31 protein-coding genes are annotated in these 24446 nt (G+C 55.1%); 5 read left to right on the top strand and 26 right to left on the bottom strand.

The window, feature by feature from the left end; genetic code table 11:
• Positions 1-202: 202 nt before the first annotated feature.
• The 3 genes from H6815_07600 to H6815_07590 all read left to right on the top strand — a co-directional run bounded on the left by H6815_07600 (position 203) and on the right by H6815_07590 (position 4584).
• Complete coding sequence (locus tag H6815_07600; protein ID MCB9860307.1) at positions 203-2680, top strand: carboxypeptidase regulatory-like domain-containing protein; 2478 nt, start codon at positions 203-205, stop codon at positions 2678-2680.
• 203 nt (positions 2681-2883) lie between these two features.
• Positions 2884-3639: a hypothetical protein gene (locus H6815_07595; protein MCB9860306.1), complete on the top strand. Its 756-nt coding sequence runs from the start codon at positions 2884-2886 to the stop codon at positions 3637-3639.
• 150 nt (positions 3640-3789) lie between these two features.
• The gene (locus H6815_07590) at positions 3790-4584 is read left to right on the top strand and encodes a class I SAM-dependent methyltransferase (protein MCB9860305.1); all 795 of its coding nucleotides are present in this window, start codon (positions 3790-3792) and stop codon (positions 4582-4584) included.
• Between the two features lie 93 nt (positions 4585-4677).
• On the opposite strand, the gene rplU is transcribed toward H6815_07590, so the two are convergent.
• A complete protein-coding gene (rplU, locus tag H6815_07585; GenBank protein MCB9860304.1) occupies positions 4678-5004 on the bottom strand; it encodes a 50S ribosomal protein L21 in 327 nt (108 codons plus the stop codon).
• 138 nt (positions 5005-5142) lie between these two features.
• Positions 5143-6552 (bottom strand): hypothetical protein, encoded by a 1410-nt coding sequence (locus H6815_07580; protein ID MCB9860303.1) that lies wholly within the window; start codon positions 6550-6552, stop codon positions 5143-5145.
• A gap of 173 nt (positions 6553-6725) precedes the next feature.
• Here H6815_07580 and H6815_07575 point away from each other — a divergent pair, with 173 nt between their 5' ends.
• Complete coding sequence (locus H6815_07575; protein MCB9860302.1) at positions 6726-7928, top strand: hypothetical protein; 1203 nt, start codon at positions 6726-6728, stop codon at positions 7926-7928.
• Between the two features lie 207 nt (positions 7929-8135).
• Positions 8136-9266: a TlpA family protein disulfide reductase gene (locus H6815_07570; protein MCB9860301.1), complete on the top strand. Its 1131-nt coding sequence runs from the start codon at positions 8136-8138 to the stop codon at positions 9264-9266.
• Between the two features lie 87 nt (positions 9267-9353).
• Here H6815_07570 and H6815_07565 read toward each other — a convergent pair whose 3' ends face one another.
• The 24 genes from H6815_07565 to rplB form a co-directional block, all read right to left on the bottom strand.
• On the bottom strand, positions 9354-10226 hold the full coding sequence (locus tag H6815_07565) for an SdiA-regulated domain-containing protein (protein MCB9860300.1): 873 nt from the start codon (positions 10224-10226) through the stop codon (positions 9354-9356).
• 66 nt (positions 10227-10292) lie between these two features.
• Positions 10293-10970, bottom strand: coding sequence for a lamin tail domain-containing protein (locus tag H6815_07560; GenBank protein ID MCB9860299.1), 678 nt, complete (start codon positions 10968-10970; stop codon positions 10293-10295).
• 361 nt (positions 10971-11331) lie between these two features.
• Positions 11332-11991, bottom strand: a complete 660-nt coding sequence (gene rplQ, locus H6815_07555) for a 50S ribosomal protein L17 (protein MCB9860298.1) — start codon at positions 11989-11991, stop codon at positions 11332-11334.
• A gap of 236 nt (positions 11992-12227) precedes the next feature.
• The gene (locus H6815_07550) at positions 12228-13247 is read right to left on the bottom strand and encodes a DNA-directed RNA polymerase subunit alpha (GenBank protein ID MCB9860297.1); all 1020 of its coding nucleotides are present in this window, start codon (positions 13245-13247) and stop codon (positions 12228-12230) included.
• A 177-nt stretch (positions 13248-13424) separates the two neighbouring features.
• Entirely contained in the window at positions 13425-13802 is a 378-nt protein-coding gene (gene rpsK / locus H6815_07545) for a 30S ribosomal protein S11 (protein MCB9860296.1), read from the bottom strand.
• A 72-nt stretch (positions 13803-13874) separates the two neighbouring features.
• Entirely contained in the window at positions 13875-14249 is a 375-nt protein-coding gene (gene rpsM, locus H6815_07540) for a 30S ribosomal protein S13 (GenBank protein MCB9860295.1), read from the bottom strand.
• A gap of 74 nt (positions 14250-14323) precedes the next feature.
• Entirely contained in the window at positions 14324-14440 is a 117-nt protein-coding gene (gene rpmJ, locus H6815_07535; protein MCB9860294.1) for a 50S ribosomal protein L36, read from the bottom strand.
• A 146-nt stretch (positions 14441-14586) separates the two neighbouring features.
• Positions 14587-15984, bottom strand: coding sequence for a preprotein translocase subunit SecY (secY, locus tag H6815_07530; protein ID MCB9860293.1), 1398 nt, complete (start codon positions 15982-15984; stop codon positions 14587-14589).
• Between the two features lie 55 nt (positions 15985-16039).
• On the bottom strand, positions 16040-16609 hold the full coding sequence (gene rplO / locus H6815_07525; protein ID MCB9860292.1) for a 50S ribosomal protein L15: 570 nt from the start codon (positions 16607-16609) through the stop codon (positions 16040-16042).
• A 66-nt stretch (positions 16610-16675) separates the two neighbouring features.
• Positions 16676-17239, bottom strand: coding sequence for a 30S ribosomal protein S5 (rpsE, locus tag H6815_07520; protein ID MCB9860291.1), 564 nt, complete (start codon positions 17237-17239; stop codon positions 16676-16678).
• A gap of 70 nt (positions 17240-17309) precedes the next feature.
• Complete coding sequence (gene rplR / locus H6815_07515) at positions 17310-17672, bottom strand: 50S ribosomal protein L18 (protein MCB9860290.1); 363 nt, start codon at positions 17670-17672, stop codon at positions 17310-17312.
• A gap of 69 nt (positions 17673-17741) precedes the next feature.
• The gene (rplF, locus tag H6815_07510) at positions 17742-18302 is read right to left on the bottom strand and encodes a 50S ribosomal protein L6 (protein ID MCB9860289.1); all 561 of its coding nucleotides are present in this window, start codon (positions 18300-18302) and stop codon (positions 17742-17744) included.
• A gap of 102 nt (positions 18303-18404) precedes the next feature.
• Positions 18405-18803, bottom strand: a complete 399-nt coding sequence (gene rpsH / locus H6815_07505; protein ID MCB9860288.1) for a 30S ribosomal protein S8 — start codon at positions 18801-18803, stop codon at positions 18405-18407.
• A gap of 95 nt (positions 18804-18898) precedes the next feature.
• A complete protein-coding gene (locus tag H6815_07500) occupies positions 18899-19084 on the bottom strand; it encodes a type Z 30S ribosomal protein S14 (protein MCB9860287.1) in 186 nt (61 codons plus the stop codon).
• Between the two features lie 63 nt (positions 19085-19147).
• Positions 19148-19795, bottom strand: coding sequence for a 50S ribosomal protein L5 (gene rplE, locus H6815_07495; GenBank protein ID MCB9860286.1), 648 nt, complete (start codon positions 19793-19795; stop codon positions 19148-19150).
• A gap of 60 nt (positions 19796-19855) precedes the next feature.
• Positions 19856-20263 carry a 50S ribosomal protein L24 gene (gene rplX, locus H6815_07490; protein ID MCB9860285.1) on the bottom strand — a complete coding sequence of 136 codons (408 nt, stop codon included), beginning with the start codon at positions 20261-20263 and terminating at the stop codon, positions 19856-19858.
• Positions 20264-20316: 53 nt separating this feature from the next.
• Positions 20317-20703 (bottom strand): 50S ribosomal protein L14, encoded by a 387-nt coding sequence (rplN, locus tag H6815_07485; GenBank protein ID MCB9860284.1) that lies wholly within the window; start codon positions 20701-20703, stop codon positions 20317-20319.
• A 55-nt stretch (positions 20704-20758) separates the two neighbouring features.
• A complete protein-coding gene (gene rpsQ, locus H6815_07480; protein MCB9860283.1) occupies positions 20759-21031 on the bottom strand; it encodes a 30S ribosomal protein S17 in 273 nt (90 codons plus the stop codon).
• A gap of 85 nt (positions 21032-21116) precedes the next feature.
• Positions 21117-21317 carry a 50S ribosomal protein L29 gene (rpmC, locus tag H6815_07475; protein ID MCB9860282.1) on the bottom strand — a complete coding sequence of 67 codons (201 nt, stop codon included), beginning with the start codon at positions 21315-21317 and terminating at the stop codon, positions 21117-21119.
• Positions 21318-21369: 52 nt separating this feature from the next.
• Positions 21370-21795 carry a 50S ribosomal protein L16 gene (gene rplP, locus H6815_07470; GenBank protein MCB9860281.1) on the bottom strand — a complete coding sequence of 142 codons (426 nt, stop codon included), beginning with the start codon at positions 21793-21795 and terminating at the stop codon, positions 21370-21372.
• Between the two features lie 77 nt (positions 21796-21872).
• Positions 21873-22580 carry a 30S ribosomal protein S3 gene (rpsC, locus tag H6815_07465; GenBank protein ID MCB9860280.1) on the bottom strand — a complete coding sequence of 236 codons (708 nt, stop codon included), beginning with the start codon at positions 22578-22580 and terminating at the stop codon, positions 21873-21875.
• The gene (gene rplV / locus H6815_07460; GenBank protein ID MCB9860279.1) at positions 22580-23125 is read right to left on the bottom strand and encodes a 50S ribosomal protein L22; all 546 of its coding nucleotides are present in this window, start codon (positions 23123-23125) and stop codon (positions 22580-22582) included. The genes rpsC and rplV overlap by 1 nt, the downstream gene beginning before the upstream one ends.
• A gap of 63 nt (positions 23126-23188) precedes the next feature.
• A complete protein-coding gene (rpsS, locus tag H6815_07455) occupies positions 23189-23467 on the bottom strand; it encodes a 30S ribosomal protein S19 (GenBank protein ID MCB9860278.1) in 279 nt (92 codons plus the stop codon).
• A 91-nt stretch (positions 23468-23558) separates the two neighbouring features.
• Positions 23559-24419, bottom strand: a complete 861-nt coding sequence (gene rplB / locus H6815_07450; protein MCB9860277.1) for a 50S ribosomal protein L2 — start codon at positions 24417-24419, stop codon at positions 23559-23561.
• Between the last annotated feature and the right edge of the window lie 27 nt (positions 24420-24446).

The following is a 24446-nucleotide window of genomic DNA, read 5'->3' as shown; positions in this document are numbered from 1 at the left end:
CTTTGCGAGGTTGATTTTCGGACGTTTCTTGATGCGATTCTACCGCCTCACCGCAGTGAGATGATGCATCCGGAGCATTTTCAACACCGCAAACACACAGTTTGGTGGTATCCTCAATGCCTCCCGCCGATGCGAGACACTGCCATTGTCCACCACGCGGTTTCGCTTCGGTTGACAGCTCACTGACCAGAAAGGACGTTGCATGTCATCCACCTCCGTACGCCTGATTGCGGCACTCACCTGTGCTGCTGGCTCATTGTCAGCGACCGCCCAGGTTGCTGAGCCATTCGAGAGCGCAATCGTTCGTTTGAATACGCCGGAACCGCATGCTCTTGAGCACCAGCTTGATGATCTGGGATTTGCTGTTGATTGCGACGCCGATGTGAGCTCCGATCACATTGATCTGATCGTGAGCCAGGGTGACTTTACAAGACTTCTCAATCTCGGGCTCCAGCCGCAGATTCTTCGTGTTGGTCAACCCTTCCGGCTCACGCAGCAGCAGATGGCAGGCGGCGACCAGCCACCCAACGGCTATCCGGATCTTGCTGATATCTACACAGAAATGAACTCGATTGCATCGCAGTACCCGTCTATCGCGCAGGTTGTCAATATCACGCAGATGCTCGGCGGCCCACAGACACACGAGGGCCGCGACATCTATGCAATGAAGATCTCGGACAATGTTGCAACAAACGAGGATGAACCGAACCGTCTCGTTATCTCCTGCCATCACGTGCGCGAAATCGTCACACCGCTCATTGCGCTCGACGCGATGAAGCGCCTGACGAGCGGCTACGCATCTGATCCATCAATCCAGTCGATCGTAAACAACAACGAGATCTGGATCATCGCAACAAACAATCCCGATGGCTACGAGTACGTTTTCAACGTGAACGATCTCTGGCGCAAAAATCGACGCAACAACGGCGGTTCGTTTGGCGTGGATCTCAACCGCAACTATCCACAGGGCTGGGCTGCAGCGTGCGGCGGTGATACCAACGGAAACAGCGAAACATACAGGGGCCCGTCGGCTGGATCCGAACCAGAGACACAAATCATCATGCAGTTGACGGAAGCGCGGCGGTTTGCCAGCGTTATCGACTTTCACTCATACGGCCAAGAGACACTCTACGCATACAACTGTCTCAATCACCCGTTTGAGAGTTTCTACGGCAGCGAAGCATCAGCCATCAGCGTTGCACACGGGTACGGCATGACACGCCCGCCATCAGCTGAAGGCGAACACTATGAATGGCAGTTCTCCCATTTCGGCGCAAACGCATATCTGACAGAAACAGGCACACAGTTCCAGCCCGCGTATGCCAGCGGGATTGTCGAAGCAGAATCAGTCTGGGGCGGCACGAAGCTCGTGCTCCAGCGCCCCATTAGCGTGTTTGGACATGTGACCGATGCCGTAACAGGCCTCCCGGTCGAGGCCACCGTTTCTCTCGTCGGCGTGAACTTCCCGAACGGCGAAACGAACTCCTCTGGTGGCATGTTCGGCCAGTACTTCTGGACACTTCCAACGGGCAACTACACGCTACAGTACTCGGCTCCATGCTACCAGACGACGACACGCACGCTCAGTGTAACCGGCAGCTCAGCACAAACAATCGATGTGCAGTTGCAACCAGATGGCTCAGGCTCGCTCACATTCGATCTTCCCGGTGGCGCGCCGAATATGGTTAATGCCAACGGCGGAACAACATTTGACGTCAATGTTTCCCCATCGTGCGGCGCTGTACCCCAGCCGAACACTGGTGTGCTGCATGTCAGTATAGATGGTGGTGCATTCGCGACCTACCCCATGGCACAGAACGCAACGAACATGTACACCGCAACGTTCCCCGGTGTGCCCTGCAACTCCGCTGTGACCTATTACCTTTCAGCGCAGACACAAGGCGGACAAACCGCAACGATGCCCTCCAACGCCCCCGCATCGACGTATTCTGCTGATCCGTTCACCTCGTCGCAGCTTTCATTCTCTGATAACTTTGAAACAAACACCGGATGGAGTGCTGAGAACCTTGGCGCAACATCCGGCGACTGGGAGCGCGGCGTGCCAGTGAATGATCCGGGTTGGGCGTATGACCCCGAGAGTGATTCTGATGGATCAGGATCTTGCTTACTCACACAGAATGCTGTTGGAAATACCGATGTTGATGCTGGTGCAGTTCGCATCACGTCACCATCGCTTGATCTGCTTGGTGTTTCCGAGATTTCATATGACTACTACCTGAACCTGTCCAATGACAACGGCGCTGATGCACTTGTTGTTGAGATGAGCACCAACGGAACTTCGGGTCCATGGGCAGAAATCGCACGCAATGACACGAACGGTGATCTATCGTGGCGCACACAGATCATCAGTGCAGACACAATCGCATCTGCGGGTTTGACCCCATCAGCCAACTCACGGATTCGGTTCACTGTGAATGACGATAACCCACAGAGCGTTGTTGAAGCCGGTATTGATGCATTTAAGGTCACGAAGACTTTGTGTGAAAGCTCCTGCTACGCCGATTGTGATGGCAGCGGTGCGCTTAACATCTTCGACTACATCTGCTTCGGCAACGAGTATGCGTCTGGCACCGCATACGCCGACTGCGATGGGAGCGGCTCGTTGAATATCTTTGACTACATCTGCTTCGGCAACGCCTACGCGGCGGGCTGCCCGTAAGCTGCTGTTTGATTCCTTGGCTTTACGACGGGTGCTGTGTCCAGAACACAGCACCCGTTCTTTGCGTATAGCCTGACAAATGACGCTGATAATAACTGAAAATCGGCCCAAGCTGAATTTTTTACTGGCATGCTCCGGGCAGTATCGTGTATGCTGACGATAGATCGTGACTCGTGTATTACCAGATCAGAGGGGGAATATCCATGAAACGTTTCGCACTACTCACATCAATGTCGCTCTGCTTTGTTGCTTCAACTGTCAGTGCACAGGAGGTCACGCTGCAAAATGACTCCATTGCTGCAGGCGGTTCAGGCAATGTGCAGCTTGGATTTATCAACGGTGAGTTTGGCGCAGCAACTTTTTATCCTGACTTCAGCATGTTCCCATTGCAGATCAAGCGCGTGCAGATCGGCTGGAGTGCGCTGATTCCGGGTCAGGCACAGAACAATGTGCAGGATGGTATCTTTATCTATGAAGGAACACCGTCAGCATCGAACGCTGCTATCTTTGTTTCAGATCCCATCCAGTTGACCCCACAGTTCCTCAACGAGTATGACTTTGAGAATGAGGCCATCATTATCGCAAACCCAGCACCTATCACCGTCGGTATGAAGTTCTCTGACGCACCGAATGGTAGCTTCCTTGCTGCAAGTCTTGTCACCGACCTGGACGGATGTCAGCCCAACAAGAACTTCATCTTTGCAGTTCCTGGTGGCTGGGTTCCCTCATGTTCGTTTGGTGTCACAGGCGATTTCAACATCCGCATTGTCGTAGAACACATCGAACTCCCCTGCTATCCGGATTGTGATAACAACGGAACACTGAACGTGTTCGACTACATCTGCTTCGGCAACGCGTTTGCCACAGCGCAGTTCTATGCAGACTGTGACGGGAATGGATCACTGAACGTGTTCGATTACATCTGCTTTGGCAACGAATACTCGGTTGGTTGCCCGTAAACTGCCAGATACAACCTGAACGAGTCTTGGTGCGATGTCTTTGACCCTTTCAAGGACATCGCTTTTTTCGTTTGAAGTCCCGTGTTCAGTCATGTCGTTCATACCCTAGAATCTTCTGAAACCCAAGCCCAAGAGTTACAGGAACGAATCATGCAACAAATCAAGCCGCCCACCGATACAATCCTTCAGCCTGTTCTGGCTCAACTCGAAAAGCTGCAGGGCGAGGTGCATGTGCTTCGAACCCTCGTCACACACCTGACCAATCTTGTCGCAGAGCATGTCGTTGATCCTGACAAACTACAGAACATTGTCACTGGAGCATGGATCGAGGCAAAGCCAAACAAGGATTTGACCTGGAGTGTCGACATGAACGGCAAGAACTTTCTTGACCTCATGCTCAAGACAACCCTGGACGGCACACTGGGTGACGTGATTGAGGTTGGCCCGGGGTATGGCAGAGTGCTCAGCACTTTGCTTGAACGCGAGCAGCAAACTGGCCAGCGAATGTTCAAATCCTATCTCGGCATTGACCTCTCTCAGGAAAACGTGGACTATCTTGCCGCCACATTCGGTTCAGACAGGATCGCTTTCGTGCAAGGCGACTTCCACACTGTCAAGTTACAAGGGCAGTATGACACCGTGTATGCTTCCGCGGTATTTATGCACTTGTTCCCCGATCTGACAGAGGCTGCACGTCGAGCGCACAAACTGCTTAGAGACACTGGCAGATTGTGCTTTGATGTTCCACCCGGCGATTTCTCATATATCGATCCAGGATTCAAGCTCTTTGTCAAACACTACTCAAAGCCGTATCTGCATGGCTATATTGCGACGGCTGGCTTCACCTATTGCACTGTCGAACGCGAGGCTGATTTTGCACCCGATAGCGAGGGATGGTTTGTCTCTGCTTCGAAGCAACCACTCCCCGCGTGCGCTCCAGCGTAATTCCAGTTACACTTGTGTTCCTTCACACAAAAAACAACCAAGCCGAACATTGCGTTCGGCTTGGTGATACATGTCTGTTTGCCCCGGCTTTGCTCAGCCCGAGATCTTCTCGATCTTCACCGTTGTATAACGCTGGCGATGACCGGTTTTGCGACGTGAATGCTTCTTGGGGCGGAACTTGTAGATGTGGATCTTGTCGCCCATAACAACAGGCTCAACAACGGAGGCGGTCACCTTTGCGCCACTGACAAATGGCTGTCCAAGCTTCGCATCACCGCCCGTATTACCAACCACGAGCACCTTGTCGAAGGTGATCGATTCGCCAGCTGTCGCTTCACCACCCTTGTAGAGATCGATCAGAATCTCTTCACCTTCGGTCACTTTCCGCTGACCGCCTGATTCTTCGATAATTGCGTACATAGCACACTCCTTCCACGCACGGTTCGGGGCGGACAGCATGTCCGTCTTTATCGCCCGACCAGCAATGGGCCAAGATGATAGGCGAGACCCTGATTTCTGCCAAGTTTGACCCCGGATGATCGAGTTCAAAGCCGGTTTTCAGCCCAGAATCGCAGCAAATGACCCGTCATGCCACTGGATTGGCTCGGGCCCCGCAGGGAGCACTGTTCGGCTCGCCCTGACAGTCAACCCAAGGTTGTCAGCACATGCTTCAACGACTCCCTCGTTCTCTTCCCGGATGAGCGAACACGTCGCATACACAATCAAGCCACCATCAGCACGGAAGGAGTTGCCGAGTTTCAGAATCAATCGTTGCAGTTCGATCATTTTCGCATGATCATCGGGGGTCTGGCGGAACCTCGCTTCCGGGCGACGGGCCAGCACGCCTGAGTTTGAGCACGGCACATCCAGCAGCACCATGTCCGCGCGGATACTTCTATGTTCCTGCTGTGCGACGACTAGCGCTTCATATTGATGCACACGCACACGACCTGCAAGCACCGGTCTTTCATTAATCATGCGCACAAGATCTTCAAAGCGCCTTGCATCGATATCAGTCGCATGAATGATCGCATCCGGGAACATGTCTGCCAGTTGCAGCGTCTTTGTGCCTTTGCCTGCACATAGATCAACAATCACATTCGGGTGGTACGAATCACCGCATGTTTCCGTGAGCAGTTGCAGCGACGCGCTGGACGCAGGGTCCTGCACACGCACCATTGGAATCTGCCCGAGCAGCGCTTCCAGATCGGGCTTTGTACCAGAAAACACGCAGTGATGTGCATCCTCGTGCTGGACCAGATGTTCATCGACACGCTCACGAAGCGAATCCTGAAACGATGAAACAAGACCGGCTCGCGTCGTACCACAGGGGAGACGGACGATCGTGGGTGGCTGGGCAATCGTCAGCATGGCGATACGTCTTGCCGTCTCCAGATCAAACTGTGTCTCAAGTAGTTCGAGGCACGGCCTTGTCAGACCGGTCGCCGAGGCCCATCGCTCGATCTGCTTCGATGGGAGCATCGGCTCATTCATTTGCCTGACGCGCCCGTCCATCATGGGCACCGCGTTTCGTTCGCCGTTCCACACAGATGCAACCACATCACCTGTCAGATCAGCAAGCTTGCGCAGAACCGCATTGACGATGCCAGCAGATTGCTGTCCCGAAATCCGCCCCACCCACTTCACGCTCTCATTGATCGCTGCATGAGATGGGATGCGATCAAGCAGCACGATCTGGCACGCGCCGCAGAGCAGGCCTGCCTTCACGGGAGCAGGCTGCTCATCGAATCCCTTATGGAGCACATGTTTGAGTATCGCACGCAGTGTCAGCCATCGCACCGTGGTCTGGCGGAGGATCGTTCTGGCGAGCGCTGCATCACGCGGAGAGAACGTATCGAGCTCTTGCACATCCAGCACGTCAATTGGAAGATCAGGAAACCGATCGGCGCACTCAGCGAGTCGAGCATGAACACAGTCTCGAACCGCAAACCCAGAACCTCGTTCCATGGGCTTGCGTGCTCCCTGCCTGTGCGATTGTCTGAACTGTCGCTGGGCCCTGTGCTTCACCCGCAAGCGTAGAACACGATTCGCTCAGCATTGGCCTGATTGCCGATGAGGAACACAATATCACACCTGAACCCGGTTGACTCCCGTCCCCATACCCGCTTGACTCAGCATCAGTGCCAGCACCAGAGACCCAGATTAGCGACATGCCCAAGCCCGAGAAAACCGGGCCCGTTGTGTTGTTCTCATCGTTTGAACCATCCGGTGATGATCATGCCGCTGCGGTCATCGGGCACTTGCGAACGATCCGCCCGGATGTCCCGATCTTTGCATGGGGCGGCAAAAAGATGGAAGCAGCAGGCGCATCCATCGTCGAATATACCGGCAAGGATGCGGTGATGGGCATGCCCGGGCTCGCAAAGATCCGTGAGCATCAGCACATCAACGAACGCGTGAAATCCTGGATGATCGAACACAGGCCTGTCCTCCATGTCCCCGTTGATTCCCCGGCCGCAAACTTTCCTCTCTGTAAGTTTGCGAAGCAGAGTGGTATCCGCGTTGTCCACATGGTCGCACCGCAGGTTTGGGCATGGGCAACGTGGCGCATCCGCAAGCTGCGCAAACGCACGGACCTCGTGCTGTGCATTCTGCCCTTCGAGGAGCAATGGTTTCGCCAGCGCAACGTCCCCGCAACATTTGTCGGCCATCCGATCTTCAGCGTCCCTCTCGACGAGAAACGAATTTCCGAGCAACTTCCAACATTCCCGGATGGAAAGCACAAGTTGCTCCTGCTCCCGGGCTCGCGGCCATCCGAGATGCAAAAGAACTTCCCCGTCATGCTTCGAGTGTTTCGCGGACTCATGCAGCAGCATGAGGGGCTCGTCGGACTTGTCGCTGCTACCAACGAGGTGACGGCACAATCCCTTCGCGAACTGGCAGAGAAAGATGGTGGCTGGCCGGAGGGGTTATCCATCGCCCACTCATGTACCGACGCAGCGGTTCGCTGGGCCGACACCGCGCTCGTTGTCAGCGGTACTGTCACGCTGCAGGTTGCACGTCAATCAGTGCCTATGGTCACGATGTATGTCATGAATCCGTTGATAGGGCAGATCTTTGGCCGATTGCTCGTCAAGACACGCCTGTTTACCCTTCCGAATCTCATTGCCGATCGTGAGATCGTGCGCGAGTTTATCCCATACTACGAAAAGTACAGCTCGGATCGCAACATCATCGACGCCCTGACCGATCTGATCGAGAACGAGCATCGCAGGCAGGAGCTGTCTGCCGAGCTTGCAGCTGTCGTTGCAGCATTCAAGGGGCACAATGCAGCGGAAGAGGCCGCTGCTGCGATTGCGAGCATGGTGGATGAGTCCAGCTAATATAGCAACTCCTTAGACTCGCTTTATTGCTGTGGCATAGAAGTTGCACTTGCTTCTAGGCTAACAAAAACCGGGTTGATGGTCTTGATCGGCTTGTTTTCGCATCGCCGTGATACGTCACCTCCTCCAGACACTTCTTTTCTCTCTCGAAGCGCAACATTTGCGATCTCGTGTCGTTATAGCGTTAAGAACATATAAGCGCATACTTTGGGGAGGACAACCATGCGACAATTCGGTCTTTACGCTTTGGTCCTATTTGGACTGGTTTGTGCTGCAACAGCCCATGGTCAATCAACTGACGATCCATTGCACAGCTCTGATCAGACTCCCAAGCTACGGATTGGCGACGCATATCCACTTTTCAGTGTTGAGAAGTTTCTCAAAGGCGACCCTATTACAAAGCTAAATACAGGCCATGTGTATGTCATCGAGTTCTGGGCAACATGGTGTGGACCATGCATTCAGCAGTTCGCCCACCTCTCAGAGCTACAAGCTGAATATAAAGACAAAGATACGACCATCATCAGCATCAATGTACGAGAAATGCGCCAGGTCGAAGGAGGATGGATGCCATCATTTGATCAGGAAACACAATCAAAGGTGGCCTCGTTTGTTGCGAAACAAGGTGATCGAATGGACTTTGCCGTAGCTTACGACGGCGAGAAAAAAAACATGGACACCAATTGGCTGCACGCGTCAGGTGACGCATCAATCCCGAAGGTCTTTGTTATTGATCGAACTGGTACGGTGGCATGGATTGGGCATCCAATGGTTCTGCGAATGCCACTCGACAAGATCGCAAGTGACACTTGGGACAGCACGATCGACCCCGATCGTGTAAAACAAGCCGAAGAAGCGTTCATAAGTGCCATGCGCATGTTCCCGAACGATCTTGAATCTGGGCTCACTGCATGGGATACTGCCCAAAGAGATTATCCAATACTTGCAAAGGATCTATTGTTCCCGAAGTTTCAATCATTGCTCACCGCTGGTCAGTGTGAACCAGCGATGATAACCGCGCAAGAACTGACGAAAGAGGCGACCCGGGCTAAAGACTCCAACACGCTGAACACTATTGCGTGGTCGATCGTAAGTCAGGACATGAAACTGACACCGGAACAGTTGAACATCGCGCTTTTGGCTGCAAAGGAAGCGTGCAAACTCGAAGCGAACAAGGAACCATTATCGCTAAATACGCTTGCAAGGGTGTTTTTCTTGCAAGGCGACATCAATGAGGCCATCAAAGCACAGGTACAGGCTGTTGAACACGCAGAATCCGAAGTACAAAGAGCCAGACTGGTTCAAGCACTCAATGAATACCAGCACGCAAAGAAATAACGAGTCCGTGTTGTATACAAAAAACAATACGACCTCGGACGGTTTCAATACACGAGGTCGTACACAAGTGATTTTCAGAGCGCTTGTCTATGATCGTCTGCGACGGGTTGCAATCAGACCAGTTGCACTAAAGAGTGCTAATGATCCCGGCGCGGGGATGGGTGTCAGCACGTACATCTCTGGCGTTTCACCAACGACGTATATGTTTCCAGCCGCATCAATCGTGACACCCTCAGCATCATTAGCGATCAATGAAAAGTCAAAGCTGCTGAGAATCGATCCTGCGCGCGTCACCTCCATCAGCAGGCGTGATTCCTGGCTGTAGATCAGGAGGTTATCTTCGGAAGCTGTTCCGATCAGTGAGGGAACAGTTGCGAGCACCTGCACGTCTGAAAGATCCGACACGCCAAGCAATGTTGGATCGAACAGGTTCGGCGGATTGATGTCCGGCCCGATCGGCAGCGCAAAAGAGATTGCTGTCTGATACACCGCTTGCGGGGTCTTCTCTTTCACAAGCACGTACTCACCGTTGCGAGGATCATACGAGAATCCCTCGATGCCGGTGTTGCCGATCGTTGGACCAATCGATGCGCCGGGAAGTGCGCTTCGATCAACAGACCCACCCGCGGTGTACGTCATCTTGTAGACGTTCTGCAAACGTTCTTCGCCGATAGCGAAGTTGCCATTGCCGAGATATGTCAGACCCTCCGTGTCATCAAACCCTGTGAGTGTCATCACGGAGAGCTGATTGCCCATGGTGTCAACCTCGACCAGCGCATCGCCCTCGTCGCCGAGCACAAACAGTGTGCCGGTGTCCCAGTTGTATGTTACAGCAGATGCTTCAGATGCTGGAATCGCGGGCAGGGAGTAGGTTGCTGTGTGTGTGTAGTTGGACAGACTGAACTGACCGAACGCTGAACTTGCAAACGCAAGGATCGCAAAAACTGATGTTGTACGCATGTGTACATCCTTTCGCTGCGCATCACGCGCAGATGTGTATGTGTCGTTATGGAACAAAGTGCGCTCTTAGCGTGCTCGACGGCGGCGGGCAGCGAATGCTGCAAGCCCAAACAACGACATTGCGCCCGGAGCTGGAACCGCAACACCTGGCGAACCAACATCGCCATTCGCCCCCATGTACGCGCCATTCTCACCGACAACACTCACTCCGAGGTCATTGCCGAAAATGTCACGCTCGAAGGATGTGCCACGCGGATTCACCGAACCAAAGATGAACGCGTCGATAAGCGTTCCAGCGGGATCGTAAAAATACACCGCGTCCCCATTGCTCGACAGCCCGGAGAACGTGTCGCCATTGCCGCTGGGGTCGGGGAGCATCACATCGGTCGCAAGAATCTGGAGATTGTTTGTGACGTTCCAGTTTGAACGCCATGCAGCGAGATTTGCTGTGTCCTCTTCGAGGATGATGATGGATTCGCCGGGATTGATCGTCACACCGGGGAAGAAGTTTGGCTGAGGAGTGGGACCACCAATCTGGTCTTCTGTATCAGCCCATGAGAATCCACCGAGCACAATCGCTGCTGCACCAGAGTTTGTAAGCTCCCACCAGTCGCCGTTGATGGTGCCCGCAGTACCTGAGGTGGTCTGCGACATCACCTCCGTAATCACGAGATCTGCCATCGCAGCCGATGATGCGAACGCAACAACAATCGCTGCCGAAGCAGCGCAGAATGAACGTGTCATGACTCTCTCTCTTTCTCTCTCAGATTGATCGCGCCACGCACCGTCGCAACATCGTGACGATTACGCAACGCGCGTGTCTTCTCTCACACGTGCTCTTCCAAGCACGAGTATCTGATTCTACATGAAGCGGTGTTTTTTCTTGTTTACATCGCGCTGAGATGAAACGAAGATGTTGTAAACCAGACAGTTTTACCACATGTCTGTTGAGACAGCACAAAGAATACGTAAAACGACACAAGCTGTCGACGCTGGCCGATTTGCAGCACTGTCATACTCATATAACACGATCCACCTGTTCCCACAAAAAACGCCCGTTTGAATCACGGGCGTTTCAGGTATAAATCTTAGCCGAACGAACGATTTACTCGCCCTCGGTACCCGCTGGCTCCTCAGCCTTTGTCGATGCCTTGGCACCACGTTCCTTGCGGAGCTTTGCAGCAAACGCAGTACGCTTGTCCGCAGTGCGACGACGGGTAGAAAGCTGCCCACCAATCTCGGGCCCGTCCTCTGAGCCAACAAACTGGATCAGGACAAGCTCGGTTGCATCACCCACACGCCGCTGGCCGAGCTTCACGATGCGTGTGTATCCGCCCGCACGATCAGCATAGCGCGGTGCGACATTCTCAAAGATGTGGCGAACGAGACGAGGTGCCTTGCGAAGCTCACCGTATCGGTTCCGCTCGACCGTTGAGGACTCCGGCACTGTGAAGTACATCTCCGCACGCTCACGCAGTTCGTTTACTGCGTCCTTTTCCTCTTCGGTCGCACCTGCGGGTGTGTAGAGCCAGCCGAACGCGCGACGATCACCACCCAGCATCGAGATCACCTGCCGACGCGCATGCAGATCGCCCTGCTTTGCCTTGGTGATGATCTTCTCAACCATCGGCTGGACCGCCTTTGCCTTGGGCATCGTTGTGACGATCTGGCCGTGCTCAAAGAGCGAAGCTGCCATATTGCGGAACATGGCACGACGATGAGCCGACGTGCGGTTGAGCTTGTATCCTGCCTTGCGATGACGCATATGACTATCCCACCCGTGCAAGTCTGCACGATTTCAGTTCTCACAACGCTCGTGCGATTTCACACAAGCGCGATATGTACAAATCACCCTTCCCACCCGAGCAGCAGCTGCGACGGGCCAAGATATTAGGGCAGAATGCTCCGTTTGACCAGAGCATACGAGCATGAGCTACCCTCAAATCCGCGAAAATAAACGAAAAACCCGCATTGGACGTTGGTCCGACACGGGGAAGAAAATCAGAGTGCGCCTACCGCGACCTGGTTTGCGTAGCCCTCTGGCAGGTCCATGCCAAGTTCCAGCCCGATATCCTGCAGCTTGCGCTTGACCTCACGCAGGCTGGTACGACCAAACGAGCGAAGCTTGAGCAACTCGTTCTCAGGCTGCTGGATGAGTTGGGCGACGGTATCAATCCGAGCCGACTCAAGGCAGTTCACTGCCCGAACCGAGAGTTCGAGCATTGTGATCGGCATGTTCAGCTTGCGGATCAGTTCCTCGTCCACGCCAGCAGCTGCTGCTGCTTCCTCGGAGACACGAACCTGCCCAAGCTCAGTAAACTGGACGAACGGGTTGAGGTGCTTGCGAAGGATCTTGCCGGATTCGACGAGCGCCATCTCGGGCGTCACAGTGCCATCAGTCCAGATATCCAGAATCAGCTTGTCATAGTTTGTCTTCTGGCCGACGCGGGTGTCCTCGACCTTGTACCGGACACGCTTGACAGGCGAGTAGGTCGCGTCAACCTCAATGAACCCGATGTCCTGCTCATCGCGCGTGTTGTACTGATCTGATGCGGGCACGTATCCACGGTACTTCTGCACGTAGAGTTCCATCTCAAACTCGACAGGCTCTGTCAGAGTGCAAAGCACAAGGTCCTTGTTCACTATCGAGATGGAAGGATCGGCTTCGATCAGATCGGCTGTGACCTCGCCAGGACCGCGTGCTGCAACGCGCATGACCTTCGGCTCATCGGCATCCATCTTTACGATCAGGTTCTTGACGTTCAGCACGATGTCGGTGACATCCTCAATCACGCCGTTGAGCGACGAGAACTCATGCTGAGCGCCAGCGATCTTGATGCCGTACACAGCGGCGCCTTCGATCGAACTTAACAGCACACGCCGGAGTGAGTTTCCGACCGTTGTGCCGAATCCCCGCTCGAAGGGCTCGACATAAAAACGACCAAATGTGTTTGATGTAAACTTCGGGTCGGTCACCACGCGATGCGGCAACTCAAGCCCACGCCAACGGACGCGCTTCATACTTCCTCAAGTTCCATCGACCGAGATGGGTGCATTCACTCATCGAAACGATCCACTTGCGGAGCACGGAGATGCTGCTCGGTCGACGTTCTGCAGCAGGTCCTTCTGTCACGCGGGATCACAAACTGTGCAGCGCCAATGCGCCAAACGTGTGCGAACACACGTAGATATTCTGACTTACACGCGGCGCTTCTTACGAGGACGGCAGCCGTTGTGAGGCACGGGGGTGTGATCCTCAACAGCCGAGACACGCAGCCCCGCGCTGCAAACGCCGTTCACCGCAGCTTCGCGCCCGGGTCCCATGCCCTTGATGCGAACCTCGATCTCGCTCATGCCCATCTTGCGAGCCTTGTGGCCACAGTTCTCGCCCGCACGCGTCGCTGCGAACGGCGTGGACTTGCGGGCGCCCTTGAACCCGATGGTGCCAGCCGAATCCCAGCACAGCGTTTCGCCGTTGGGGTCGGTGATCGTCACGATCGTGTTGTTGTGCGTCGCTTTGACATGCACAACGCCCTTGGGGACATGCTTGCGGATCTTGCGGACTTTCTTTGCCATCTGGCGCTCACTCCAAACTCAATCTGTGCCAGTCTCAATCGACTGTCGATCTGACGAATATCAAATACGGTTTTACTTCACGCCCTTCTTGCCAGCAACAGTCTTCTTACGTCCCTTGCGGGTGCGAGCATTGCAGCGGGTGCGTTGACCACGCGTTGGCAACCCCTTGCGATGACGATCGCCACGATATGAACGGATGTCCTTCAGACGCTGAACGTTCTGCGACACCTGACGACGCAGCGCACCTTCCACGATGTAGTTCGTGTCGATGATCTGGCTAATCGTTGCGGTCTCGATCTCGTTCAACTCGTTTGCGCGGCGATTCGGGTCGATCTTCGCTTCAGTGAGGATCTCAGCAGCGAACTTCGGCCCAATACCGTGAACGTACTGGAGCGCGTAATAGATCTTCTTTCGATCGGGAACGTCAATACCTGCGATACGTGGCACGGTCAATCCTTCCATTCATCCAAACACACCGGGACTCATTGCCCCCAGTGGATATGTGCATTCGAATCCCAGCCTTAGCCCTGCACCTGCTTGTGCTTCGGATCTGATTTGCAGATCACGCGCACCTTGCCCTTTCGACGGACAACCTGACACTGGTTACAGATACGCTTGACACTTGATCTGACTTTCATTCCTCAACCCCAATCCAGACCACCGGCAAGAAGCCAGTATTGTCGTGTTTCATGTCCAAACCGGACTTGAACAGGCCTGATGCTAGCAGGTCCCACCCGATTTGACGAATCACCCGTGCCTCGCACGCCCGTTTCGGGCACGTTTCTCAGCCGCGAGGCCCACGAATTCGCTTCTTGGCGTTCGTATCTTCCCCGGAGAGGAAGCCGCCATAGTTTCGCATCATCAATGCAGCCTCGATTCGCTGGATGAAGTCCAGCGTCACCGAAACCACAATCAGCAGACCAGTTCCTCCAAGGAACTGCGTCACAAGGAACGGGATATTGAATCCTGCAGCCACAATCGATGGCAATATCGCCATCACAGCCAGAATGCCCGCGCCGCAATACGTGATTCGGCTCATCACCGTATCGATGTATTCAGCAGTACGGGGTCCCGGACGCAAACCCGGGATAAACGATCCGGAGTCGCGAAGCTGCTTGGAAATATCTTCCGGGCTGAACTGGACCGTGATCCAGAAGTAGCTGAAGAAGAACACGAGCACGATATACGCCAGCACATAAGGGAACGCGACTGTCGCAGGACTGAAGGATCGGTTGATGAATCCAACGATTGAACTGAACCAGGAATCGCTGGTCGCTGCAAGTGTACCGAGTTGCTCGAACAATACAGACGGAATGGTCATCAGCGCACTGGCAAAGATGATCGGCATAACGCCAGCATGATTCACACGCAACGGAAGATAGCTCTTCTGACCACCAACCTGCAATCGGCCGCGCATGTGCTTTGCCTGCTGGATCGGCACGCGACGCTGGGCCACCGTCAACAACACCGCACCCGCTGTCACAGTCACAAATCCTGCGAACAGAATCAGCAGACCCGAGACATGGATTGAGTCCGGATTGGACTGATCGAAGCTCTGTCGCAGCGTGTTGAGCGCACCGGGGATACCGGTCAGGATACTCGCGGTAATGATTAACGAAGCGCCGCTGCCGATGCCGTGACGATCAATCTGCTCGCCAAGCCACATCAGGAACATGGCGCCTGCCGTCAGCACACCAACTGCCATGATCCACCACATCGGGTTGCCCATCCAGGACACCTCGATAATGCTCTGGCGGTACATCAGCTGCAGGTAGAAGAATGATTGCAGCAAAGCAACACCCAGCGTTGCGTACCTCGTCCATTCCTGAATCTTCTGCTGGCCGGTTGGCCCTTCCTGCTGGATCTCTTTAATGCGAGGAATCGCAGATCCGAGCAGCTGGAAGATGATGGCAGCAGTGATGTATGGCATAATGCCAAGCCCGAACACCGTGGCGTTACTCAGGCTGCCACCTGACATCATTGCGACCATCGACACAGCGTTTGCCGCTGCACTATCAGTGTTCGTCGAGATATTGCGAGTCAGATCGGCAATTGCCTGCTGATCAACGCCGGGCAGCGGAATCCAATAGCCGATGCGATAAATCGCGAGCATGCCAAAGGTGAACAGCAGCTTTGTTCGCAACTCGGGAATCTTGAAGATGTTGGCAAACGCTTTGAACATGGATTCTGTGGTTGGCTTACCAGCAATGCGCTGGCTTCAACTCCATCTGCAGAAACTACGCGGGTGTGTGATACTTGTTGTACTTTTTCAACTTCTTCGTCAGGTTCTTGGGAGTTTGATCGCCAGCCTGTCGGTCAATCCCGCGAACGCGGTCACGACGGGTACCGAGTTCTTTAACGGACCCACCAGCAGCCTCGATCGCCTTGCGGGCGCTCTCGCTGACACGCTCAGCTGTGACATTCAGCTTGACCTTCAGACCATCCTCGGGCATGTTTCCGAGCACCTTCAGAGCCTTGCTGTTATCGCGGAGCAGGCCTGCTGCAATGAGCGAGTCGATGGTCACATCGCCACCGTTTGCAAAGGTGTCGTGATCGACGATGGTGTCGAGGTTGATCACCCAGAACTGCGTCTTGAACTTCACGTTCGTGAAGCCGAACTTCGGCAGACGGCGGAAGTAAGGCATCTGGCCACCTTCAAACCCGCGACGGCTTGAGTTGCCCGCGCGTGATCCCGCGCCCTTGTAACCACGGCCAGCGGTCTTGCCGTTGCCCGAACCAAGACCACGACCGACGCGATCGCGCTTCTTGTTCTTGCCAGCCAGTTTGGTGATGTCATGAATCATCATGGCGGAGTTCTCCACTCGTCCTTCAGCAGCGTCGCTTCTTCGTCGCTGCACCGTGTCATCAATAAATCAGTTGTTCTCTGTCACCGCAGCACTACCGGACATCTGCTGCGTCTTCTCAATGCGATGCAGGATGCGAGTCTGTCCGAGCTTCTTCCCGCGAAGATCTGCAACGTCTTCCGGTTCGCGGAGTTGCTTCAGACCATCGAACACAGCCTTCACCACATTCATCTTGTTGCGTGAGCCATAGCACTTTGTCAGACAGTCGGAGATGCCCATCGCTTCAAGCACCGCACGAACCGCCGCACCAGCAACGACACCGGTACCGGGCGCAGCTGGAACCAGACGTACAACAGCTGAGCCGAAACGTCCCTCAACCTCGTGGTGGATGGTTGTGCCAGCACGAGACACGTTGATGGTGTTGCGACGCGCTGCCTTGCCAGCCTTCTCGATTGCGGTGGGCACTTCCAGCGCCTTGCCATACCCCCAGCCGACGCGGCCGTTCTTGTCGCCGACCACGACGAGGGAGTTGAAGCTCATGCGCCGACCACCAGCCACAGTTGCGCTGGTTCGAGTCACCATCACGGTGTTCGACTCAAGCTGATTCGATTCTTCGACGTTGTGCTCTGCCATCGTTTCCAACTCTCCCAATCCGGGAAATCAACCTCTCTGCACTACTGGTGTGCAGCGTCATTTCTGTGTATTAGAACTTCAATCCACCCTCGCGTGCTGCATCAGCAAGCGCCTTGATACGCCCGTGGTAACGGAACCCGCCACGATCGAACACGACCTTGGAGATGCCCGCAGCCTTTGCCTTGTCTGCAACCGTCTTGCCGACCTGAGCCGCTGCGGCTGCATTGCCGGTCGTATTCAGTGAGACGCCCTTGTCGCGTGTTGAAGCGGAGCAAAGTGTTTTGCCCTGCATGTCATCGATCACCTGAACATAGATATGGTTCAGCGAGCGGTAGACCGCAAGACGAGGGCACGCAGCGGTACCAACAACGCGCTTGCGGATACCAATGCGTCTGCGTGTCCGGCGTGTTTGTTTTACCTTGTTCTTGTTCATCGAACGAGTCCTTCATCAATCCTGCGAATCAGCGTGCGACATGCCGTCACAAGACGGGGCACATCATGATCATGCACCAAACTTCTTGCCCTGCTTGCGACGAATACGCTCGCCAGAGTACGAGATGCCCTTACCGGTGTATGGGTTCGTTGTGCGGACAGATCTGACTTCCGCAGCAAACTGCCCGACCTTCTGCTTGTCTGGTCCTTTCACAACAACCTTGGTGACGCTGCCCTTCTCGACATCAACCTTGACGCCATCAGGAATCACCTTCATGTGTGGATTGGCGTACCCCGCCGTGACCTTCAGTTTGTTGCCCTGCACCTCTGCACCATACCCGACACCGTTCACTTCGACGATTTTCTGGAAGCCTGCTGTCACGCCCGTAATCATGTTCTGGATCGTCGCGCGGGTTGTGCCCCACATCGCTCGGGAGAACCGATCACCCATGCTCGCTTCGTCGAGGCTCACTGTCACAGTCTTTGCGCCGTCATCAACCTCGACAGAGATATTCGAGCGAACAGGCGCAGAGAGCGATCCATTTGGGCCGTCAATCTTCACGCTGCCATCCGCCACAGCAACTGTGACCTTGGCAGGGATTCCGATGGGTTTCTTTCCAATGCGTGACATGATGCGTTCCTTGTGTCTGCTGCTGAAAGGAGATGATCCTCAGCGTGTCGACGTGTGTTTCCTTCTTGTTTTTCGTCCAGTCCCTCATCGCAATCAACGATGTCAATCGACGGTGCAAAGCAACTCACCGCCAACATTCTTCTCTCTGCACTGACGATCACTCAGCACGCCCGACGAAGTCGAAACGATCGAGATGCCAAGCCCCTGCAACGGACGAGGCAGTGCAGACTTGCCGCGATACACTCGGCAACCTGGACGAGACTCGCGCTTGATGCGATTGATCACCGTCTCACCGCGCTCGCCGTACTTCAGTGTCACGCGGATGATGCCTTGGCGGCCATCGTCTATCACATCAAAGCTGTTGATATAGCCTTCATCGCGAAGCACACCAGCGATGCCCCGGTTGACCTTGCTGTTGAGGCAGTCAACACGCTTGGCACGATTCGACACCGCATTTCTGATGCGAGTGAGCATGTCCGCGATTGGATCGTTCATCGTCATGGTTCGGTTCCGTCTCCAGCCCGTCGGGGCTTCGTCCGATTCATCTCTCAGTCACATATGGCAGCATCAGAGCACTACCACCAACACCGGTCATCTTACCAACTGGCTTTCCGCATGCCGGGGATCTTGCCCTCAAGCGCGAGCTTGCGAAGCATGATGCGGCTGACGCGGAACTTGCGGTACACGCTGCGCGAGCGCCCCGTCAACTCACAACGACGCACCTTGCGCGTCGAAAACTTGGGTGTCCTGTTGGCTTTGGCGATCTGTGCTTTCGTTGCCATTCCAAATCCTTCCGTTTCAATCATCACTTCCGTGGGACTGCTCACCCACGCGAATATTCTCTCTTACGACTTCCTGCGCTTGCGCTCCTCGGGTTTTCTGAACGGCATGCCAAGCTCCGCAAGCACGAACTTGCTCTTGGCTGGGTCCGAGTTCGAAAACGAGAAGTTGATGTTCATTCCATGGGTGAAGTTTGCTTCAGCCATGTTGATCTCGGGGAATACGCCCTGCTCGTTCAGGCCCATCGAGTAGTTGCCCTGACGATCGAACGCCTTGTCGTTCAGACCGCGGAAGTCCTTGATACGTGGCGTTGCAAGATGCACCAGTTTGTCGAGGAAGTGCCACATGCGATCACGACGGAGCGTCACCATCGCAGCAGTCTCATACCCTTCGCGAACCTTGAAGTTCGACACAGACTTCTTCGCTTTGAGCACAACCGGCTTCTGTCCCGAGATCGCTGTCAGCGTGTCTATCACCGTTGTCTTGACGTTTGGCGGGATCTTGGTGCCATCGAGATGACGGCCCATGTTCACGTTGATCGTGATCTTCTCCAGCCTTGGTGCCTGCATCGGATTATTGATGCCGAACTGATCCTTCAGCTTCGGACGCACAGCGGAGTCATACATGGTCTTCATGCGCGGCGGCTCATTGAACACGAGCGCTTCCGGTGGCACGTCAACTTTGGATTTCTTTGTTGATGCTTGCTTGGCCATAACTTCTACTCTGTCACTGATCCGGTCGTTTCAGTCATTACACTGCACGAATACTGTGGATTACCCTGCTGCCTGACGCTTGCGTGCTTCTCTGCTGAGCTTTGTCGATACCTTCTGTTCGGTCTTTGCCTTCGCGCGATCACGCTTCGGGCTAACAACACCGAGCACCTTGCCACCACGAACCGCGACACGCACCTTCGAGCCGTCGTCGCGTGTCTCGAAGCGGACGCGTGTCGGCTTGCCGTCAACAACAGGGCTGACGTTCGAGACGTGGATCGGCGCTTCACGCGTCACCTGACCGCCCTGCGGATTGGCCTGGCTCGGCTTCATGTTGCGCGTCTTCAGATTCACGCCCTTGATGACAACCATGTCCTTGTCGGCGAGCACACGCTCGATCGTGCCGATCTTGCCTTTGTGGCTGCCGCTGGTCACGATGACCTCATCACCTGTTCTTACATGCGATGGCATGTTGCATTCCTTTCGATCGACACTCTGCAGAAGCAGATGCACTGCTTCCTTTTTCACACCACCTCAGATGCCAGCGACACAATCTTCATGTAGTTGCGTTCGCGAAGCTCGCGAGCAACCGGACCGAAGATACGCGTGCCCTTGGGATTCCCGTCCTCACCAATCAGCACCACCGCGCTGTTGTCGAACTTCACGTACGACCCGTCACGCCGGCGATACTGCTTCGCGGTGCGAACAACCACAGCCTTGTACTTGTCACCCGGCTTGACATCGCTGCCCGGCAACGCCTTCTTCACCGATACAAGCACGCGATCGCCCAGCGATGCCGTCTTGCGTGTGAACTTGCCGCTCCCTGTCGATCCGCCATACACGCGGATCACATACGCGACCTTGGCTCCCGAGTTGTCGGCGACTTCGCACCGTGATTCCTGTTGCAGCATGGCTGCGATTCCTTCCTGCTCTTGCGTCTCATCATCCGATGACGCGGATCAACTCTTACACACCCGAGCGTTTCTCGACAACGCGGATCAGCTTCCACGACTTGGTCTTGCTGATCGGTCGGCACTGCCCAACCTCGACCACGTCACCCTTATGCGACTCATTGGCCTCGTCGTGCACATGCAGCACTGTTCGACGGCTGACATACTTGCCATACTTGGGGTGCTTGACCTGGTACGCGATGACCACCTTGCGTGTCTTGTCACGCACATCGGTCTCAACGATCCCTGTCCGCGTGCCCTTCAGTTCGGTCGCTTCTGTCGTGCTCATGCGTTCATTCCATCCTCTGCTCATTCGGTTCTGCACGTCATTCTGTGCAGTTGTTCAAACACACTCTTCCACCCACGGGCTCGATTCAGCTCGCAACAGGCTTCCGGCGAGCGGTCATCTCTGTCTTCATGCGAGCAACGTCCTTGCGGAGCTTGCCAAACTGCGACGAATCATCAACCTTGTCGGTAACCGCCTTCATGCGGAGATCAAACAGCTTCGAGCGGGTTTCCTTTAGCTCAAGCGCCAGCGCTTCATCGTCGAGCTTGCGAATCTCTTTCGGTGTCATGTTCAGCATCCTGTTTCCGACCGACCGGTCGCTTGCGTTTCTTCCTGTACGATCACACCGACACGCGGCGACCAACAAACCTGCAACGGATGGGCATCTTCATCGCAACGCGCACGAACGCCTGCTTTGCTTCATCCTCAGTCACGCCCGCTACCTCGAACAGCATCGTGCCGGGCTTTACCCGTGCTGCCCAGTAGTCAGCATCTGCCTTGCCTTTACCCATGCGCTGTTCAAGCGGCTTCTTCGAAACCGGCTTGTCAGGGAACACACGGATGAACACCTTGCCCTGACGCTTGAGATAGTGCTGTGCAGCAATACGACCCGCTTCGAGGTGCTTGCCGTGCAACCAGCAACCCTCAAGCGCCTGCAAACCGAAGTCGCCATACGCAACATAGTTGCCCTTGGTCGCCTTGCGATCGCGCGCACGGCGCATCTCCTTGCGGAACTTGGTTCGAGATGGAATGCGTCCTGGAGGCATTGCGTCAGCTCCCGTTTTCTCACTTCACTCGCGCCGGATCCCGGCACGTGAACATCACACTCACTTCTGTACCCAACTCAACGTCTGCCGCGGGCACGCGCACGACCGCCTGCTGCTGCCGTTTCTGCTTCTGCCTGCTCTGTCGAGTACTCACCTTTATAAATCCACACCTTGCAGCCGATCTGTCCGTACGCGGTTGCAGCTTCTGCGAACCCGTAGTTCACATTCGCCTGCAGCGTTGAAAGCGGAAGCGAACCAAGACGGATGTCCTGCGAACGGCTGAGTTCAGCTCCGCCCAGACGACCGCTGATCTGGATACGAACACCCTGGCCACCAGCCTGCATGACAGCCTCAGCGCGCCCCTTGAGGACACGACGGAATGCGCCACGCTTCTTGAGCTGCTCTGCAACACCCATAGCAACAAGTTGCGCATCCAGATCCGGGTTCTTGATTTCAAGCACCTTGATCGAAACCTTGCGGTTCGTCTGATACTGAAGTTCTTCAGTCATGCGCTCGATCTCAGCGCCCTTCGGTCCGATGACAACGCCAGGCCGGGCAGTCCGGATCAGCACAGTCAACTCCTCACGCGTGCGCTCGATGATGACATCTGCAACACCAGCATGCGGCCTGGCCGGGTTGTTGTTCAAACGCTTGTTGAGGTACTGACGGATCTTCTCATCTTCAATGAGAAGCTCGCCGTAGAGCGCCTTCGGTGCATACCAGCGGCTCTTGTGCGCTTCGGTGATACCGAGGCGAAGCCCGTATGGATGGGTTTTCTGTCCCATTAGTTCTTCTCCTCGACCGATACAGTGATGTGGCTGGTGCGCTTCAGAATCGGATGAGCGCGACCTCTGTCCTTCGGTTGGAATCGCTTGATGTGCGGGCCCTGATCGATGCGGCACTCCGTCACAAACAGACGGCTCTCATTCGCACCTGCACGCTGAGCACTATCAACTGCTGCCTTCAGCGCTTTCAGCACATTCACAGACGCGCGTTGCGGACTGAATGCGAGCAGATTCTCTGCTTCATCAATGCGCTTGCCACGAACAAGCCCGGCAACGAGATTGGCCTTCAGTGGGCTGCCGCGATGGAACCGCACCTCACTGGTAAACCGGATGATGTCCTTCGGCTCGCAGCCCACGACATTCGCCATCGCGACGATGTCTGCCGACTTGCACCGCGGATGATTCCGGCCCATGAGCCAGTTGTTCGCGGCGCTTTTCGCACCCTTCTCGCTCATGCCGTTTGCTTGCAATGCTGTTGCCAGCGCATCAGCGCCAAGCCCCTGCGTCTTGAGCATCGACTTCAATGTTTCGTTGCGTAGTCTCACTGACCAGCTCCCGATTCCTAACAGCACGTTGGCAGCATGCCATACCCGTGCGATCGTGTTACCTCAGGCCTTCAGGCCTTCCTTCTTGTTGGTGTGTCCACGGAACGTGCGCGAGTTCGAAAACTCGCCCAGCTTGTGCCCCACCATATCTTCCGTCACAAACACCTCGTTGAAGATGCGACCATTGTGCACCATAAATGTTGCCCCCACAAACTCCGGCACAATGGTGCAGCGGCGCGCCCACGTCTTGATCGGTTCACGATCGCCGGACTCGACCTGCGCCATCACCTTGTGATAGAGCTTCTCGTCAACGTATGGGCCTTTTTTGAGGCTTCGACTCATAGTGCTCTCCCGAGCTTGCCGCGACACTCGCGGTACATCAACAACTGATCAAACAAACCAACGTGCTCAACAACCTGCACACTAATCTCACTTACCGATCAATCACACCGTAACGAGTGCTCTTGCGACGACGGATGATGAGCTTCTTGCTCGCCTTGTTCGGATTTCTCGTCGGGCCACCCTTCGAGAACACACCGGACTTGCTCGCGGGCGAACGATTGCCCTTCGACTTGCCGTCACCACCACCCAGCGGGTGGTCATGGTGGTTACGAGCAACACCACGCGTAATGGGACGGCGTCCCATGTGACGGCTCATGCCAGCCTTGCCAAGAACACGGTTCTGGTGATCAGAGTTACCAACCTGACCGACCGTTGCCATGCAATCGAGCAGCACACGACGGATTTCGCCTGATGGCATTACCAGCGTGGCGTAATCGTCTTCCTTGTTTGTCAAACGGGCGTATGTACCTGCTGAGCGGCACATCTGACCGCCCCGGCCTGGCTGAAGTTCAACACAGTGAACGTTCATACCCGCAGGAATATAACGAAGGCACATGGCAGAGCCAGCTGTAGGCTCAACTGCTTTTTCGCGGGACGACTCGATCGTCTGGCCAACCTTCACCTTGTCAGGTGCAAGATGGTAACGCTTCACACCATCGGAATACTCAACGAGCATGATGTGGCAAGTGCGGTTAGGATCGTACTCGATCGCTGCAATCTTGCCTTCGATGCCGTCACGATCGCGACGACGGAAGTCGATCTTGCGATAAAGCTGCTTTGCACCGCCGCCACGACCACGCGCAGTGATAAAACCGTGGTGGTTGCGTCCACCCTTCTTGGGCTTTGGCGCCGTCAACGACTTCTCGGGTCGATGCTTCGTCACCTCGGAGTGCATATTCACCGACGCGTTGCGTCGGCCTGCACTTGTTGGTTTGTAGACACGAATCGGCATTGCTCGTTCCTTCCAGCGTTTCCAAAC

The sequence above is a fragment of the Phycisphaeraceae bacterium genome (assembly GCA_020639155.1).
Classification (GTDB): Bacteria; Planctomycetota; Phycisphaerae; order Phycisphaerales; family UBA1924; genus JACKHF01.
The sequence above is the reverse complement of the archived record's forward strand: the minus strand, read 5'-3'. Positions and strand labels throughout refer to the sequence as shown.